The sequence below is a fragment of the Mycolicibacterium tokaiense genome, from assembly GCF_010725885.1.
Taxonomy (GTDB): Bacteria; Actinomycetota; Actinomycetes; order Mycobacteriales; family Mycobacteriaceae; genus Mycobacterium; species Mycobacterium tokaiense.
This window is the reverse complement of the sequence record NZ_AP022600.1, coordinates 5,612,733-5,628,115: the sequence shown is the minus strand read 5'-3', so window position 1 is coordinate 5,628,115 and position 15,383 is coordinate 5,612,733. Positions and strand designations below refer to the sequence as shown.

At 68.4% G+C, this 15,383-nt stretch carries 15 protein-coding genes; 6 read left to right on the top strand and 9 right to left on the bottom strand.

Annotated elements, in window-relative coordinates:
* Nucleotides 1-9 precede the first annotated feature (9 nt).
* Both G6N58_RS27145 and G6N58_RS27140 read right to left on the bottom strand, forming a co-directional pair.
* The gene (locus tag G6N58_RS27145) at nucleotides 10-672 is read right to left on the bottom strand and encodes a response regulator (RefSeq protein ID WP_115280750.1); all 663 of its coding nucleotides are present in this window, start codon (nucleotides 670-672) and stop codon (nucleotides 10-12) included.
* Nucleotides 665-2,299, bottom strand: a complete 1,635-nt coding sequence (locus G6N58_RS27140; RefSeq protein WP_115280751.1) for a sensor histidine kinase — start codon at nucleotides 2,297-2,299, stop codon at nucleotides 665-667. Before G6N58_RS27140 ends, G6N58_RS27145 begins: the two co-directional genes overlap by 8 nt.
* A 153-nt stretch (nucleotides 2,300-2,452) precedes the next feature.
* Between G6N58_RS27140 and G6N58_RS27135 the strand changes: the two genes are divergently transcribed.
* From G6N58_RS27135 to G6N58_RS27110, 6 genes are read left to right on the top strand one after another with little or no spacing between them, the layout of a single operon-like run.
* A complete protein-coding gene (locus G6N58_RS27135) occupies nucleotides 2,453-3,337 on the top strand; it encodes a Bug family tripartite tricarboxylate transporter substrate binding protein (protein WP_163908687.1) in 885 nt (294 codons plus the stop codon).
* Entirely contained in the window at nucleotides 3,334-3,864 is a 531-nt protein-coding gene (locus tag G6N58_RS27130; protein ID WP_115280752.1) for a tripartite tricarboxylate transporter TctB family protein, read from the top strand. The genes G6N58_RS27135 and G6N58_RS27130 overlap by 4 nt, the downstream gene beginning before the upstream one ends.
* Nucleotides 3,865-5,406, top strand: a complete 1,542-nt coding sequence (locus tag G6N58_RS27125; protein WP_115280753.1) for a tripartite tricarboxylate transporter permease — start codon at nucleotides 3,865-3,867, stop codon at nucleotides 5,404-5,406. It begins immediately after the preceding gene.
* Nucleotides 5,403-5,792, top strand: coding sequence for a universal stress protein (locus G6N58_RS27120; RefSeq protein WP_115280754.1), 390 nt, complete (start codon nucleotides 5,403-5,405; stop codon nucleotides 5,790-5,792). The genes G6N58_RS27125 and G6N58_RS27120 overlap by 4 nt, the downstream gene beginning before the upstream one ends.
* Nucleotides 5,793-5,830: 38 nt before the next feature.
* The gene (zwf, locus tag G6N58_RS27115; RefSeq protein WP_115282024.1) at nucleotides 5,831-7,246 is read left to right on the top strand and encodes a glucose-6-phosphate dehydrogenase; all 1,416 of its coding nucleotides are present in this window, start codon (nucleotides 5,831-5,833) and stop codon (nucleotides 7,244-7,246) included.
* Nucleotides 7,239-9,044 (top strand): glycoside hydrolase family 15 protein, encoded by a 1,806-nt coding sequence (locus G6N58_RS27110; RefSeq protein WP_232068023.1) that lies wholly within the window; start codon nucleotides 7,239-7,241, stop codon nucleotides 9,042-9,044. Before zwf ends, G6N58_RS27110 begins: the two co-directional genes overlap by 8 nt.
* Before the next feature lie 9 nt (nucleotides 9,045-9,053).
* On the opposite strand, the gene G6N58_RS27105 is transcribed toward G6N58_RS27110, so the two are convergent.
* The 7 genes from G6N58_RS27105 to G6N58_RS27075 form a co-directional block, all read right to left on the bottom strand.
* On the bottom strand, nucleotides 9,054-9,854 hold the full coding sequence (locus G6N58_RS27105) for an NAD(P)-dependent oxidoreductase (RefSeq protein WP_115280755.1): 801 nt from the start codon (nucleotides 9,852-9,854) through the stop codon (nucleotides 9,054-9,056).
* Complete coding sequence (locus tag G6N58_RS27100; RefSeq protein ID WP_115280756.1) at nucleotides 9,854-10,474, bottom strand: RraA family protein; 621 nt, start codon at nucleotides 10,472-10,474, stop codon at nucleotides 9,854-9,856. Before G6N58_RS27100 ends, G6N58_RS27105 begins: the two co-directional genes overlap by 1 nt.
* Nucleotides 10,474-11,481, bottom strand: coding sequence for a tripartite tricarboxylate transporter substrate binding protein (locus G6N58_RS27095; protein ID WP_115280757.1), 1,008 nt, complete (start codon nucleotides 11,479-11,481; stop codon nucleotides 10,474-10,476). Before G6N58_RS27095 ends, G6N58_RS27100 begins: the two co-directional genes overlap by 1 nt.
* Nucleotides 11,482-11,504: 23 nt before the next feature.
* Nucleotides 11,505-13,004 (bottom strand): tripartite tricarboxylate transporter permease, encoded by a 1,500-nt coding sequence (locus tag G6N58_RS27090; protein ID WP_115280758.1) that lies wholly within the window; start codon nucleotides 13,002-13,004, stop codon nucleotides 11,505-11,507.
* 3 nt (nucleotides 13,005-13,007) lie between these two features.
* Nucleotides 13,008-13,544 carry a tripartite tricarboxylate transporter TctB family protein gene (locus tag G6N58_RS27085; protein WP_115280759.1) on the bottom strand — a complete coding sequence of 179 codons (537 nt, stop codon included), beginning with the start codon at nucleotides 13,542-13,544 and terminating at the stop codon, nucleotides 13,008-13,010.
* 164 nt (nucleotides 13,545-13,708) lie between these two features.
* The gene (locus G6N58_RS27080) at nucleotides 13,709-14,470 is read right to left on the bottom strand and encodes an IclR family transcriptional regulator (protein ID WP_115280760.1); all 762 of its coding nucleotides are present in this window, start codon (nucleotides 14,468-14,470) and stop codon (nucleotides 13,709-13,711) included.
* A 74-nt stretch (nucleotides 14,471-14,544) separates the two neighbouring features.
* Nucleotides 14,545-15,237 (bottom strand): sensor domain-containing protein, encoded by a 693-nt coding sequence (locus G6N58_RS27075; protein ID WP_115280761.1) that lies wholly within the window; start codon nucleotides 15,235-15,237, stop codon nucleotides 14,545-14,547.
* Nucleotides 15,238-15,383: the final 146 nt, after the last annotated feature.

Here is a 15,383-nt window from a genome sequence, read left to right as displayed (position 1 = left end):
CCGCGGCCCTCAGACCACCCGGTACCGCCGCTCCGGACGCCCCGCACCGTACTGCAGCCGCAGCTCCACCGTCCCCGCGCTGAGATAGTGCTCCAGGTACCGTCGGGCACTCACCCGCGAGATCCCCACCAGCTCGGCGCATTCGGCCGCAGACACCTCACCGGCCGCGCGCACCGCGTCCAGCACCCGCTGCCCGGTCTCGGCGCCCAGGCCCTTGGGGAGCGCCTCGGGCACCGGGCCGCCGGCGTTGCCGAACAACTTGTCCACCACACTCTGATCGACATGCTGCTCGGCGCGCAACGCGGCCGTCCGCGCCGCGAACGCCTCGAGTTTGGCCCGCAACTGCGGGAACTCGAACGGCTTGATCAGATAGTCGGCTGCGCCGCCGTCCAGTGCGGCGCTCACGGTGTCCAGCTCGCGCGCTGCGGTGATCATGATGACGCCCACGCGGTTGCCGGCAGAACGCAACTGCTGCAACACCTTCAGCCCGGTCATGTCGGGCAGGTACACGTCCAGCAGCAGCAGGTCGGGGCTCAGCTCCGCCACCGCCTCCAGCGCTTCGGCGCCGGTCCGCGCCACGCCCACGCTCCGGAAACCGTCGACCTGTTCGACGAACCGGCGGTGGATCTCGGCGACCATGAAGTCGTCGTCGACTACCAGGACGTCACGCATGGGCGTTCTCGCTCAACGGAATCCGCACCCTGAACCGGGCGCCGCCGCCGGGGGCATCGGTGACGTTCACCGAGCCGCCGTGCTGATTGGTCACCAGGCGCACCAGGGCCAGGCCGATGCCCCGCCCGCCGGGCACATCGGGCTTGGACGTGACGCCGCGGGCGAAGATCGATTCCCGCAGATGCTCGGGCACTCCCGGTCCGGAATCGGTTACCGTGATCGACAGCCCCGCGCTCTCACCGCGCATCTCCACCACCACCCGACTGTGTACCGAGCCCTCCGAGACGTCCACCGCATTGTCGATCAGGTTCCCCAGCAGGGTGATCACATCGGTGGCCAGTGCCGGGTCCAACGGCCGCAGCGTCGACTCGGGGGAGATCTCCAGGGCCACCCGCCGTTCGGCGGCCAGTGTGGTCTTGGCGATCAGCAGAGCGGCCACCGCGGGGTCGGAGATGCGTTGTGTCACGGCGTCACTGATCTCGGCGCGGCGCCGGGTCAAGGTACCCACCAATTCGCGGACCGCATCGAATTCGCCGAGCTGCACCAGGCCGGAGATGGTGTGCAGCTGGTTGGCGAACTCGTGGGTCTGCGCGCGCAGCGTGTCGGTGACGCTCTTGTGGGACGACAGCTGGCCACTCATGGTGGCCAGCTCGGTGGTGTCGCGCATCGTGGTCACCGTACCGATCGACCGTCCATAACTGCTGGCCGGCCGGCGATGCAGGGCCAGCACCCGGGTGCGCGTGGCGATGACGGCGTGGTCGGTGTCCCCGGACTGCAGGAACTCCACCACCGCGGGATCCATGTCCACCGCGTCGACGCGGCGCCCGATCGCCTCCTCGCCGAGCCCCAGCAGGTCGCGCGCACTGTCGTTGAGCAGGGTGATCTCGCCGTCGGTGTTCACCGCCACCACCCCCTCACCGATGCTGTGCAGTAGCGCCTCGCGGTGATCGGCCAGGCTGGCGATCTCGGCGACCTCCAGACCGCGGGTGTGCCGCTTGATCCGCCGCGACAGCAACCACGACGCGGCGAGCCCGAGCACGGCCCCCAGCCCCAGGTACACCAACAACCGTTCCCCGGCGCCGGAGAGCAACTGCCATACGGTGGGGTAGGGCTCGCTCACCGAGGTGATGGCCAGGACCTCGCCGTTGATCCCCAGGATCGGCACCTGCCCGACGATGCTGTGTACACCGGCGATGTCGACGTCTCCGGACCAGGCACGTCCCGTCCGGACATCGCTGGCACCGAACTCGGCCGGCTGTCCCGCCCGCGCGGGGTCGGTGGACACCCGCACCGTCCCGTCGGGGCTGATGATCTCGGCCAGGCCCGCCCCCGACAGCGCAACGGCCCGGTCCACGTCCGGGGCCAGCACCTGCGCGGCGAAGGGGTCGCCGAATCTCTCGCGCACGATCGGGGTGGACGCCATGTTCTCGGCGACGGCGATCATCCGCTGGCCGCGGACCTCCTGGAACTCCCGGGTGGACTGCGCCACCGACACCGCCCCCACGGCCAGCAGCACGACGGCGACCACCACCAGCTGGAAGGCCAGGAACTGGCCCGCCAGGCTGGCACCCCGCCGGGTGTTCTTAATGTTCACAACGTCCTTTGCGTCCGAAAGAGTGACGTGCATCACGTAAGGGGGTCAGTATTGCTGAGCATCACCACCAAACTCAGGAGCAATCTGGTGTCCAGACGACCATATGGCGTCCGCACAGCGGCGATCGTGTTGATCGCGCTGCTGCTCGCCGGCTGCGGTGTCACCCGCGGCGACGACCCCGCCGGCATGCACCGGCTGCGCATGATGGTGCCCAACAGTCCTGGCGGTGGGTACGACCTCACCGCCCGCACCGCGGTCAAGATCATGGAAGACGACGACATCACCGGCCGCGTCGAGGTGTTCAACGTGATCGGCGCCGGCGGCACCGTGGCCATGGCCCGGCTGATGAACGAGCGCGGCAACGGCGACCTCATGATGATGATGGGTCTCGGCGTGGTCGGTGCGGTGTACACCAACGGTTCCACGGCGCGGGTCTCCGATGCCACCGCCCTGGCCAAGATGGTCGAGGAGCAGGAGGGCATCCTGGTGCCCGCCGACTCGCCGTTCAAGACGGTCGACGACTTCGTGGCCGCCTGGAAGGCCGACCCGGCGCGGGTCACCATCGGTGGTGGCTCGTCCCCGGGCGGACCGGACCACCTCTTCCCGATGGAGACCGCCCGCGCGGTGGGGGTGGACCCCACGCAGGTGAACTTCGTCTCCTACGACGGCGGCGGTGACCTGCTGACCGCGCTGCTGGGCAACAAGATCGCCGCGGGCACGTCAGGGTTGGGTGAGTACGTCGACCAGATCGAGTCCGGTCAGGTGCGGGTGCTTGCGGTGTCGGGCAGCGAGCGGGTCGAGGGGGTGGATGCACCGACGCTCACCGAGGCCGGCATCGACCTCACCTTCACCAACTGGCGCGGAATCCTCGCGCCCCCAGGCATAACCGATGAGGACCGTGACGCCATGGTGAAGATCCTGGAAGAGATGCATGCCACCGACGCGTGGAAAGAGGCGCTGGTGGCCAACGGCTGGACCGACGCGTTCATGACCGGGGAGCCGTTCGAGCGTTTCCTCGAAGAACAGGACACGCGGGTGTCGACGACGCTGACGGATCTGGGGCTGGTATGACGACCGAGACCGGGGTCGACAAGACCCCCAAGGACATCGACAGGACGCAGGACAGGGGGCAGTACGTCGTCTGCGCGGTGTGCGTGGCGGTGGGCATCTTCCTCATCGTCGACGCGCTGCGCATCGCGGACGGCTTCGCCAAGGTGGATCCCGTTGGGCCGCGGCTGTTCCCGATGGTCATCGGCGTGGTGCTGATCGTGCTGTCGGTCATCTTGGCCATCGCGATCCCGCGGGGGTCCAAGGGTGAGGCCGACGCCGGTGAGGACATCGATCCGACCATGAAGAGCGACTGGCGCACCGTCGGTCTGCTCATCGCGCTGTTCGTGGCCGTCATCGTGCTGGTCAACCCGTTGGGCTGGACCATTGCCGGGGGGCTGTTCTTTGCCGGGACCGCAACGGTTCTGGGCAGCAAACACTATGTGCGCAACGTGGTGATCGGCGCCGTGCTGGGCGTCCTCAGCTTCTATGCGTTCTATTCCGGGCTCGGCATCCCGCTGCCCGCAGGCATTCTGGACGGGATTCTGTAGATGGAGAACTTCGACTGGTTGATGCAGGGGTTCGCCGAAGCGGCGACTCCGATGAACCTCCTGTACGCCGTGATCGGCGTGCTGCTGGGCACCGCGGTGGGCGTGCTGCCCGGCATCGGCCCGGCCATGACGGTGGCGCTGCTGCTGCCCATCACCTACAACGTCAGCCCCAGTGCGGCGTTCATCATGTTCGCCGGCATCTTCTACGGCGGGATGTACGGCGGCTCCACCACCTCGATCCTGCTGAACACACCCGGTGAATCGTCGTCGGTGATCACCGCGATCGAGGGCAACAAGATGGCCAAGGCGGGCCGGGCGGCCCAAGCGCTGGCCACCGCCGCCATCGGCTCGTTCGTCGCCGGCTCGATCGGCACCGCGCTGCTGGCCGCGTTCGCGCCGGCGGTCTCGCGCTTCGCCGTCACCCTGGGCGCGCCGTCCTACCTGGCCATCATGCTGTTCGCTCTGGTGGCCGTGACCGCGGTGCTGGGCTCGTCGAAACTGCGCGGCGCCATCTCGCTGTTCCTCGGCCTGGCCATCGGCCTGGTGGGCATCGACTCGCTGACCGGCCAGCCGCGGGCCACCTTCGGCCTGCCGCAGCTCTCCGACGGCATCGACATCGTGGTGATCGCGGTGGCGGTGTTCGCCGTCGGCGAGGCCCTGTGGGTGGCGGCTCACCTGCGTCGCCGTCCCGCCGACATCATCCCGGTCGGGCGGCCCTGGATGGACAAGAAGGACTGGGGCCGGTCCTGGAAGCCCTGGCTGCGCGGCACCGCCTACGGGTTCCCGTTCGGTGCGCTGCCCGCCGGCGGCGCCGAGCTGCCCACGTTCCTGAGCTACATCACCGAGAAGAAGCTCTCCAAGCACCCGGAGGAATTCGGCAAGGGCGCCATCGAAGGCGTGGCCGGCCCGGAGGCCGCCAACAACGCCTCGGCGGCCGGCACTCTGGTGCCGATGCTGTCGCTGGGTCTGCCCACCAACGCCACCGCCGCGGTGATGCTCACGGCGTTCGTGTCCTACGGCATCCAGCCCGGTCCGACTCTGTTCGACAAGGAACCGCTGCTGATCTGGACGCTGATCGCCAGCCTGTTCATCGGCAACTTCCTGCTGCTGGTGATCAACCTGCCGCTGGCGCCGCTGTGGGCCAAGCTGCTGCGCACGCCCAGGCCCTACCTCTACGCCGGCATCCTGTTCTTCGCCATCCTCGGTGCCTTCGCCGTCAACCTCCAGCCGCTGGATCTGGCGCTGCTGCTGCTGTTCGGCCTGATGGGTCTGATGATGCGTCGCTTCGGACTCCCGGTGCTGCCGCTGATCATCGGCGTCATCCTGGGCCCGCGCATCGAACGACAGCTGCGCCAGAGCCTGCAGCTCGGTGGCGGCGACTGGAGCAGCCTGTTCACCGAGCCGGTGGCCATCGTCACGTACGTGCTGATGGCGCTGCTGCTGCTGGCTCCGCTGGTGCTCAAGCTGATGCACCGCAGTGAAGAGTCGCTGCTCATCGTGGAAGACGACAAGGATCAGCGAGAGAAGGCGGGGCAACAATGATCGTCGTCGGATATACCGCAGACCAGTTCGGGCACACCGCGCTCGAACACGGCATAACCGAGGCCAAGCTGCGCCAGAGCACGCTGCTGGTGGTGAACTCCACCGCGGGTGACTCGTATGTCGATGCGGCCTTCGCCCAGCAGAAGGAGGTCCACTCGCTGGAGGACCGTCTCACCGACTGCGGGGTGGAGTACGAGATCGAGCAGCCGGTGGGCAAATACGCCGCTGACGCCCTGCTGGAGGCGATGGACCGCTACGACGCCGAGATGCTGGTGATCGGGATCCGCCATCGCAACCCCGTCGGAAAGCTGTTGCTGGGCAGTGTCTCCCAGCAGCTCATCCTGCAGTGCCCCAAACCGGTGCTGGCGGTCAAGCCGGAGGAGTAGTGGTTTGACGGCCGCGGGTTCTGGGCATCTCCGCGGGAATGGCTGACACACTCGCACCGCACGTATTCGTGCTCTTCGGTGCCACCGGTGACCTCGCGAAGCGCAAGCTCTTCCCCGGCATCTACCACCTCGCGGCCGCCGGCCGGTTGCCCGATGACTATGCGATCATCGGCTCCGGCCGGCATTCGCCGGGTTCTGACGAGGAGTTCCGCGCGAAGATCCGGGACTCGCTGCAGGAGTTCGTGGGCGAGCTGGACGGCGCACTGGCCGACGACGTGCTCGGGCGGCTGAGCTTCACCGTCTCCAGTGCCGAGGACGGGTCCGACCTGGCGCAGGCGGTCTCCGCCGCGCAGAAAAAGCTCGGCGAGGACGTCCGGACCCTGATCTATCTGTCGGTGCCGCCGTCGGCGATGCAGCCGATGATCACCATGCTGGGCCGGGAGAACATCGTCGACGACGCCGCCCGCGTCGTCATCGAGAAGCCGTTCGGCACCGATCTGGAGACCTCCCGCGAGCTGGACGCCACGCTCAAAGAGGTGGTCAGTGAGGAGCAGGTGTACCGGATCGATCACTTCCTCGGCAAGGAGGCGGTGCAGAACATCCTGGCGCTGCGGTTCGCCAACGGGCTCATCGAGCCCGCCTGGAACCGGACCACGGTGGAGTCGGTGCAGATCGACGTGCCCGAGGACCTGACCGCCGAAGGGCGGGGCAGCTTCTACGAATCCACCGGCTGTTTCCGCGACATGGTCACCACGCACCTGTGCCAGGTGCTCGGCTTCATCGCCATGGAGGCGCCCGTCCGCCTCGACGCGGTGCAGCTGCGCAACGAGAAGTCCAAGGTGTTCACCGCGATGCGGCCGCTGGATCCGGCGCGGGTGGTCTTCGGCCAGTACGACGGCTACCGCGACGTCGACGGGGTGGCCGACGATTCGACGGTGGAAACCCTGGTGGCGTTGGAGGCCTGGGTCGACAACGAGCGCTGGCAGGGGGTGCCGTTCTATCTGCGTACCGGCAAGGCGATGGGCGACAACCGCCGCACGGTCACGCTGCGCTTCCGCACCCCGCCGTGCCACCGGTTCGGCGAGAACGCGTACGGCCCCGACGAATTGGTGCTCGAGCTGGAGGAGTCGCCGACGGCGAAAATCCACCTCAACGTCAAGCGCCCGGGTCCCGACATGGCGTTGACGTGCGGCACCTTCCGCCTCGACATCGTGGGCGACGACCCCGAAGATGCCCCGCTGGAGGCCTACGAGCGGCTGCTGTTGGACGTGATGCGCGGCGATCAGACCTTGTTCACCCGCGCCGACGAGGTGGACCGGCTGTGGCAGGTCTGTCAGCCGGTGCTCGACAATCCGCCTGCAGTGCAACCGTATTCGCCGGGATCCTGGGGTCCCGATGCGGCCCTGCAGCTCATCGACGGCGGTTGGCACCTGCCCGGATCCGCGAGTGACTGAGTGGCCCGCCATCGCCGACCACGGGTTGATCGGCGATCTACGCACCTGTGCCCTCGTGAGCACCACCGGTACCGTCAACTGGTTCTGCGCACCCCGCTTCGATTCACCGAGCATCTTCGGCGCGTTGCTGGACCCGGAGGAGGGCGGCTGTTGGGTGCTGGCCCCCGACGGCGAGGTCAGCCGGACCCAGCAGTTCTATTTCCCCAATTCGGCGGTGCTGATCACCCGGTTCCTGACCCCCGACGGCGTGATCGAGGTGCACGACTTCATGCCGGTCTCGGACGCGCACGAGGACGACCACCGTCAGCGCCTGGTGCGCCGGGTGACCGGCGTGCGAGGAACCGTCACCGTCCGGATGCGGGTCGACGCCCGGCCCGACTACGGTCGCTGCCGCAGTCGCACCGACGCAACCGAATGCGGGGTGCTGATCGAAGGTGACGGTGTGCGGCTGGGCCTGACGGGCACCACTGAGTTGACCCTCGACGAGACCACGGTGCAGGCAGAGTTCACCCTTCATGACGGGGACAGCGCGTTGTTCATCCTGGAGGTGCTCGACGACGACGAGACACCCTCGCCCGACTCGCTCGACCGGACCGCGACCCTGCTGGACGCCACCACCGCGTTCTGGCGGAGGTGGTTGTCGCAGAGCACGTATACCGGTCGGTGGCGGGAGATGGTGCACCGCTCGGCCATCACCTTGAAGCTGCTGACCCACGAACCCACCGGCGCCATCATCGCCGCACCCACCACCAGCCTGCCCGAGTTGATCGGGGGCAGCCGAAACTGGGACTACCGCTACGTGTGGATCCGCGACGCGGCGTTTTCGTTGTACGCATTGCTGCGGCTCGGATTCACCGATGAGGCCAACGCGTTTGTGCGGTGGCTCTCCGAGCGGCTGGGCCGAGACGGAGACGACTCGGAGTTGGGCCCGCTGCGGGTGCTCTACGACATCGACGGCAACCGGCCCGAGACCGAGTTCACCCTCGATCACTTCTCCGGCTACCGCGACTCGAAGCCGGTCCGCGTGGGCAACGCGGCGGTGGACCAACTGCAGCTCGACATCTACGGCGAGATCATCGATTCGGTGTACCTGTTCAACAAGTACGGGCCCGGGATCAGCAACGACGCGTGGAGTGACGTGGTGCGCGTCGTGGAATGGGTGATCGAGAACTGGGATCGTGTCGACGCCGGGATGTGGGAGGTCCGCGACCGCGAGGAGGCAAACACCTCGTCGCGGTTGATGTGCTGGGTGGCCATCGAGCGCACCATCCGGATGGCGCGCCAGCGCGGGCTGCCCGGTGACGTGGCCGGCTGGTCGGCGGTGCGCGACGAGATCTACACCCGCATCATGGAGGACTGCTGGAACGAGGACCTGCAGGCGTTCACGCAGACCGAGAACGGCGACCGGTTGGACGCCAGCGTGCTGCTGATGCCGATGGTGAAATTCCTGTCCCCGGCCGATCCGCGGTTCCTGTCCACGCTGCGTGCCGTGGAAGAGCATCTGGTCACCGACTCGCTGGTGTTCCGCTACGACCCCGAATCCGACGGGCTGGACGGGGAGGAGGGCACCTTCTCCATCTGCTCGTTCTGGTACGTCGAGGCGCTGACCCGCGCCGGCCGCCTGGACGACGCGCAGCTGGCGCTGGAGAAGATGTTCACCTACGCCAACCATGTCGGCCTGTATGCCGAACAGGTCAGCGCCACCGGTGATCAGGTGGGCAACTTCCCGCAGGCGTTCACCCACCTGGCCCTGATCAGCGCCGCGATCAACCTCGACCGCGCACTCGACGGCCGGTAGGTCAACCCGTCACGCCTGCGCGGCGGCGGCCCGTTCCTCGTCGGCAATGCGCCGCAGCGCGGTGGCAGTCGCCGTGGTGAGTTCGGCCGGCACCCCCAGTTCATCGAGATAGGCTGCCGTGTCCTGCATTTCGTGTGCGCGGCGTTCGGCGTGGGTGCGGGTACCGGTGAGCAGTCGGTCAATGACGGCATGGCCGTCCCCGGCCAGCTGCGCGGCGATCTGCTGGCGGATCCACGATTCGTATCCGGCGGCGGCGCCCGCGGTGACCGCTTCGGTGACCACGCCGGCAAGACCCTTCATCAAGACGCTGCGCAGCAGCTTGTGGGCCATCGCAGAGCCGGGCTCGCCGTCGACGATCTCGGTGGGGGCCTGCCAGCCGGCCGCCAGCTCGGCCACCCGGGCGGCGCCGGCGCCCGCCAGCATCAGGGGAGTGCGGGCGCCGTGCCAGGACACCGGACCCAGGATCGCCACGTCGCAGAATCGCGCGCCGTGCTGTTCCATCAGCGCGGCGACCTCGCGCATGGCCGACGGGGACGACGAGGTGAAGTCGGCGTAGCAGGTCCCGGGCCGCAGCGCCGCGGCCACCGATTCGGCGACGGGTCGGGAGGCCCGTGCGCCGGTGAGGACCAACACCACATCGGCGTCGCGCACGGCCTCGGCGGCGGTGGCGGCCCGCGCCACCCCGGACGGGGTCGCCGTGGGCGCAGGGTCGAAGGCGGTGACCGAAAAGCCCTGCTCGACGGTCGCGGTCGCATACTTGGCGCCCGCCTCTCCGAGTCCGATCACCGCGACGCGGCCGGGCTGGGTCATCAGCGGCCCGCCTTGATGTCGGCGCGGCGTGCGGTCTCGTCGGCGAATTTCGCTTCGGCCGCCGCCAGGACGGTCTCGGCGTCGGCGCGCGGCACGATCACCACGCCGTCGGAGTCGCCGAGCACCACGTCGCCGGGTGACACCGCCACTCCGCCGATGGCGACGGTGACGCCGAGGCGGCCGGGGCCGTTCTTGAACGGGCCGGCCGGGGTGACCGCGCGGGCGAAGACCGGCATGCCGATCTCGCCGAGGATTTCGGCGTCGCGGACGGCGCCGTCGACCACGAACCCGGCCAGGCCGTTGACCTTGGCGCGCTCGCCCATCAATTCACCGAGCAGCGCGCGTGTTTCGTCGCCTTCGCCGTTGACCACCAGGACGTCGCCGGGCGCGGCCAGGCCCAGCGCTTCGTGCAGCACCTTGTTGTCCCCGGCGCGGGTCCACACCGTGTAGGCGGTACCCACCACCGTGGCGCCGGGCCACACGGGTTTGATGCGGGAACTCAGCGCACCGAGGCGCTGCATGGCGTCACCGACGTTGGCGGTGGGGAGTTTGGCCCACCGCGCCGCCACCTCGGGTGCCAGTCCTCCGGTGCCGCTGTCGACGAGGGTGTGCGTGCTCATCAGTTCTTCTCCTGGGTGACGGCGGACATCAGCTCTTTGTAGGTGGTTTCCTGTTCGGTCCACAGCTGCTCGTACTGGCCGGCGTCGAGGTAGCGGGTTTCCAGTCCGAGGTCGGTCATCTTGGCCTGGACGTCGGAGTTCTCGATGGCCGCCTTGAGTGCGGACTGCAGCTTCTCGGCCACCGGCTCGGGCAGACCGGCCGGCGCGGAGTAGCCGCGGGCGGTGGTGGAGATGACGTCGTATCCGGACTCCTGGAAGGTCGGTGTGTCGGGCAGGAACTGGCTGCGCTGGGAGTCCATCACGCCGAGGACCCGGATCTTGTTCTGCTTCACCAGATCGATCACGTCGCTGGCGCTGCCGACGTAGACCGGGACGTGGTTGCCGAGAAACGCTGCCACAGCTTGTGATTGGCCCTCGGAGAAGTGCACGGGTGCCAGGTCGGCGCCGGTGACCTCTTTGATCTGTGCCAGGGCGAAGTGCTCACCGGTCTGGATCCCGGTGGTGGTGGCGGTGATGCTCCCCGGCGCCGCCTTGGCGGCGTCGATGAGCGAAGCCAGGTCGGTGTAGGGGCTGTCGGGGGCCACCCCGATGACGGCCGGATCCACCACCTGCATGCCGAGGGGTTCGAAGCTGGCGCGGGTGTACTGCGCGCCGCGGGCGGGGTCCAGCGGCGAGACCACCACCGACGGGGATCCGGTGGCGCCGATGGTGTACCCGTCGGCCTTGGCGCTGGTCAGTTCGGTGTATCCGATCTGGCCGCCGGCGCCGGGACGGTTGACCACCTCGACATTGGTGCCGATGGCCTCCTCGATCTGCGGCGCCACCAACCGCGCGGCGGTGTCCACAGCGCCGCCGGGGGCGAAGGCGACGATCAGTTCGATCGGCTTGTTGCCGGGGAAGTCGCCGCTGGCGCTGCCGCCCTCGGTGGTGCGCTGACCGCAGCCGGCCAGGGCCAGGGAGGTGACTGCGGTGACGGTGACCGCCACGCGGATGTGGTTGCGGGACATGATCGTTCTCCTTGCTTCGGGGTCTAGGTTTCGGGGTCGTCTTGCAGCAGGCGCGGTTTGCGCAGCTTCAGCAGCGGGCTGAGCACGATCAGTGCTGCGATCACCAGCAGCACTGCACTGATGGGCCGGGTGAGGAACACCGTGGGATCCCCCAGGGACAGTTCCAGGGACTCGCGCAGGGACCGTTCCATCAGGGGACCCAGCACCAGGGTCAGCACCAGGGGTGCCAACGGGATGTCCAGGCGCCGCATGGCCAGTCCGAGCAGACCGGCGCCGATCATCACGAAGACGTCGAACACGGTGAAGTTGATGGTGTAGGAGCCGACCACCAGGAACAGCAGGATGATCGCGGCCAGGACGGGGTAGGGGATCCGCAGGATCGACGTCCAGAGTTTGACCAGTGGAACGTTGAGGGCCAACAGGATCACGTTGCCGATGAACAGGCTGGCGATGATGGCCCAGGCGATGGGGGCGTCCTCGGCGAACAGGGTGGGCCCCGGGGTCAGACCCTGCTGCAGGAACGCGCCCATCAGCACCGCGATGGTGGGCGACGCGGGGATGCCGAGGGTGAACAGGGGGATCAGGGCACCGTTGGCGTGGGCGTTGTTGGCGGTCTCGGGGCCGGCGACACCTTCGATGGCGCCCGTGCCCAGCTCGTCGCGGTGCCGCGAAAACCGTTTCTCCGCACCGTAAGCCAGCAGTGAGGACACCGAGCCGGTCATGCCGGGGATCAGACCCAGCGCGGAGCCGATGACGGTGCCGCGCCCGATGGCGGGCGTGCTGCGCCGGAAGTCCTCGCGGGTGGGCATCAGCGACCGGAAGCCCGGGGCCTTGGCGGCGGCGATCTTGTGCCGGCCTGCCATCAGCAGCTCCGACAGGCCGAAGAGCCCGACGACGATTGCCACGAAACTCACCCCGTCGAGCAGGCGTTCGGAACCGAAGGTGAAGCGCGGCGCCCCGGCCACCGGGTCGATGCCGATCATGGCGATCAGCAGGCCGATGACACCCGAGATCAGTGCCCGCACCATCGATTTCCCCGACAGGGCCACCAGCAGGGACAATCCCACCATCACCAAGGCGAAGAACTCCGGCGGCCCGATCTTGAGGCCCAGGGAGCCCAGCGGCTTGGCGGCGATCACCAGCAGGATGGTGGCGGCCGTGCCGCCGATGAAGGACCCGATGGCAGCGATCGTCAGGGCCGAGCCGGCCCGGCCCTGTTTGGTCATCTCGTAGCCGTCCAGGGCCGTGATGGCCGATGCGGCTTCACCGGGGGTGTTGAGCAGCACGCTGGTGATGGTGCCGCCGTAGGTGGTGCCGTAGAAGATGGCTGCCAGCATGATGATGGCGCTGGCCGGGTTCAGGTTCATGGTCAGCGGCACCAGCAGCGCCACACCGGCCACCGGTCCGATGCCGGGCAGGACGCCGATCAGCGTGCCCAGCAGGCAGCCGATCAGGGCGAAGGCCAGGTTCTCCAGGGTGAGCGCGTCGGCGAATCCGCCGGCCAGGTCGTACAGCACGTCCACGGCTTACAGCCCCACGCCGGACAGCAGTTGGAACGACGAGAGTGGCAACTGCACGGCCAGCACCCGGTCGAACAGGACGAAGACCCCGAAGCTGCCCACCACGGCCACCGCGGCGGCGATCCACCAGCGTTGTCGGCCCAACACCAGCAGCTCGGTGAACAGGAAGACCGCCATGGAGATCTGGAAACCGATGAAGGGCATGGCGATCGCCAGCGCGATCAGCCCGCCGACCACACCCAGGACGTAGGTGCGGTCCAGGGGCTCGGCGCCATCGGATCCGCCTGCGCCCGAGCGCAGTTCGACGATCGACTGAACCACCCAGATGGCGGTGAGCAGCACCAGGCCCGCGCCCAGGATCAGCGGTAGCAGGCCCGGCCCGGGCCCGAGCGTGGTCCACAGCCCGAGCGACGCGGATTCGGCAGCCACGTAGCCGCCCACCGCGATCAGCACCGCCTGGCCGGTGTGGACGAACATCCGTTCCCAGGCCGTCGGCGACCCGGCGGCCCCCGACGCCGGGATGTCTGGTTCACCGTGGGGCATCACATCTCCACTCCGTAGAATCTCATACAGTGATAGCTGCTATCACCTGATGTGGTAATCGTGGTCACACTGGAGCGGCCTTGTCAAGCATGATGTGTGATCGCAGGCACAAAGCGCAGGTGGGAACCCCAACGGTCGCCACCGTCGGGAGGGGAGCCGACCGGTCAGCCGGTGACGGGGATGCGGGCGCCCAACGTTGCTGCGGCGCGCCGGACTTCGGTGATCAAGCGGGGCAGCAGTGTGTCGGTGAAGGCGTCCGCGGGCCCGGTGACACCGAGCACAGCCACCAACCGTCCGCCCGGGGCGCGCACCGGAGCACTCACCGACGCGATCCCGTAGGTCCGCTCGCTGACCGAGATGGCATGGCCCTCGCGTCGAATCGTGTCCAACTCGGCGAGCAGTTCGGCGGTGGCCACCGTGCGGCCCGAGGCCAGGGCGATCTCCTCCGGGGGCACCATCGCCGGCACCTCGCCGGGCGGCAGATCGGCCAGGATGATCTTGCCCGCCCCGCCGAGGTGCAGGGGCAGGCGCTCGCCCACCGGCAGCACATAACTGAGCGGGTTGTCGCTCTCCACCCGGCCGATCAGCACCCGGGAGTTCTCCACCCGGACGAAGATCGAGGCGGTGTAGCCGGTGGACGCGGCCAATTGCTGCAACGTGGTCTGCGCCAGCAGGCTCAGCGGATTGGTCACCATGAAGGCGTGGGCGACGGCGAGTGCGGCGGGTCCGGCCGTGTAGGTCTCCCCGGTCCGCGCGGCATAACCCCGCTCCAGCAGAACGTTGACAATCCGCTGTGCGGTGGCGATGTGCAGACCGCTGTGGCGGGCGATCTCGCTGAGCCGCATCGGCTGCTTGGCGTCCTGCAGCACCGCCAGCACATCGAACGCGCGATCCAGCGACCGCATGTTGCTGCTCGGGGCGGTCATTTGACTCCGCGGCTCGTCGATGGACAGGGAGCTATCACTCTACGAGAACAACGACCACTACCCGGTCGCGGGCGTCAGCCGCGTTGCCGCAGCACCTTCGCCCCGATCTCCGTGGCGATGCGCACCGCAGAATCACCGGGCGCGGCGCTGCAGGTGTTGACGTCGACAATGACGTTGTTGCGCAGGGCCAGCGCGCGCCCGCAGGCCCAGCCGGGCGCGGCGGCATCCACATGCGTAGCGACCGTGTTGAGCACCTGGTTGTCGGTGGTGATGTCGCCGACGGTCCACTGCGAGCCGCTCTGCGTGTGGGTGTAGGTGTGGCACGCCGGCCACTGCTGTACCGACGCGGCGAAGAAGGCCTCGGCCGGCGCGCGGTAGGGGAACAGCACCACCGACTGTTTGACGTAGTGCCGGAAGGCGTCGCCGTCGGTGAAACTCTGATCGCGGACCGCGCGGAAACCGCTGGTGGCGTAGACGACTGCCTCGGCGGCGCCGTCGATGCCCAGACATCCCGGCGGCGACATGATGGCGCTGTTGTCGGCCATGGTGTTCTCGGCGTGGCTGTCCCCGGCCGCGGTGACCGTCATCTGCGCACCCATCAGCAGCGTCACCTCACCCGGGGTCAGCAGCATCCCGTCCAGGTCGCGTTCGACCACCGGTCGCGGGACCAGCGTGGGCGCGGGAACAGGGGAGGCGGCGTTACTGGTGCTGCTGCAACCGGCGGCCACGATGCTGACGGCGGCGAACAGGGTCACGGAAACACGCATGTGGCCATGGTGAACGGCCCTGGTCACGAAGCGGACGGGGTTCCGGTAACGGTATGGCGCAGACCCTCACCGCGAGGGTGCCACCCATGTGAGCGGCTATTGACAATTCCGACACCGCCGGGCAATCGATGCGGAATGCCCGCTCC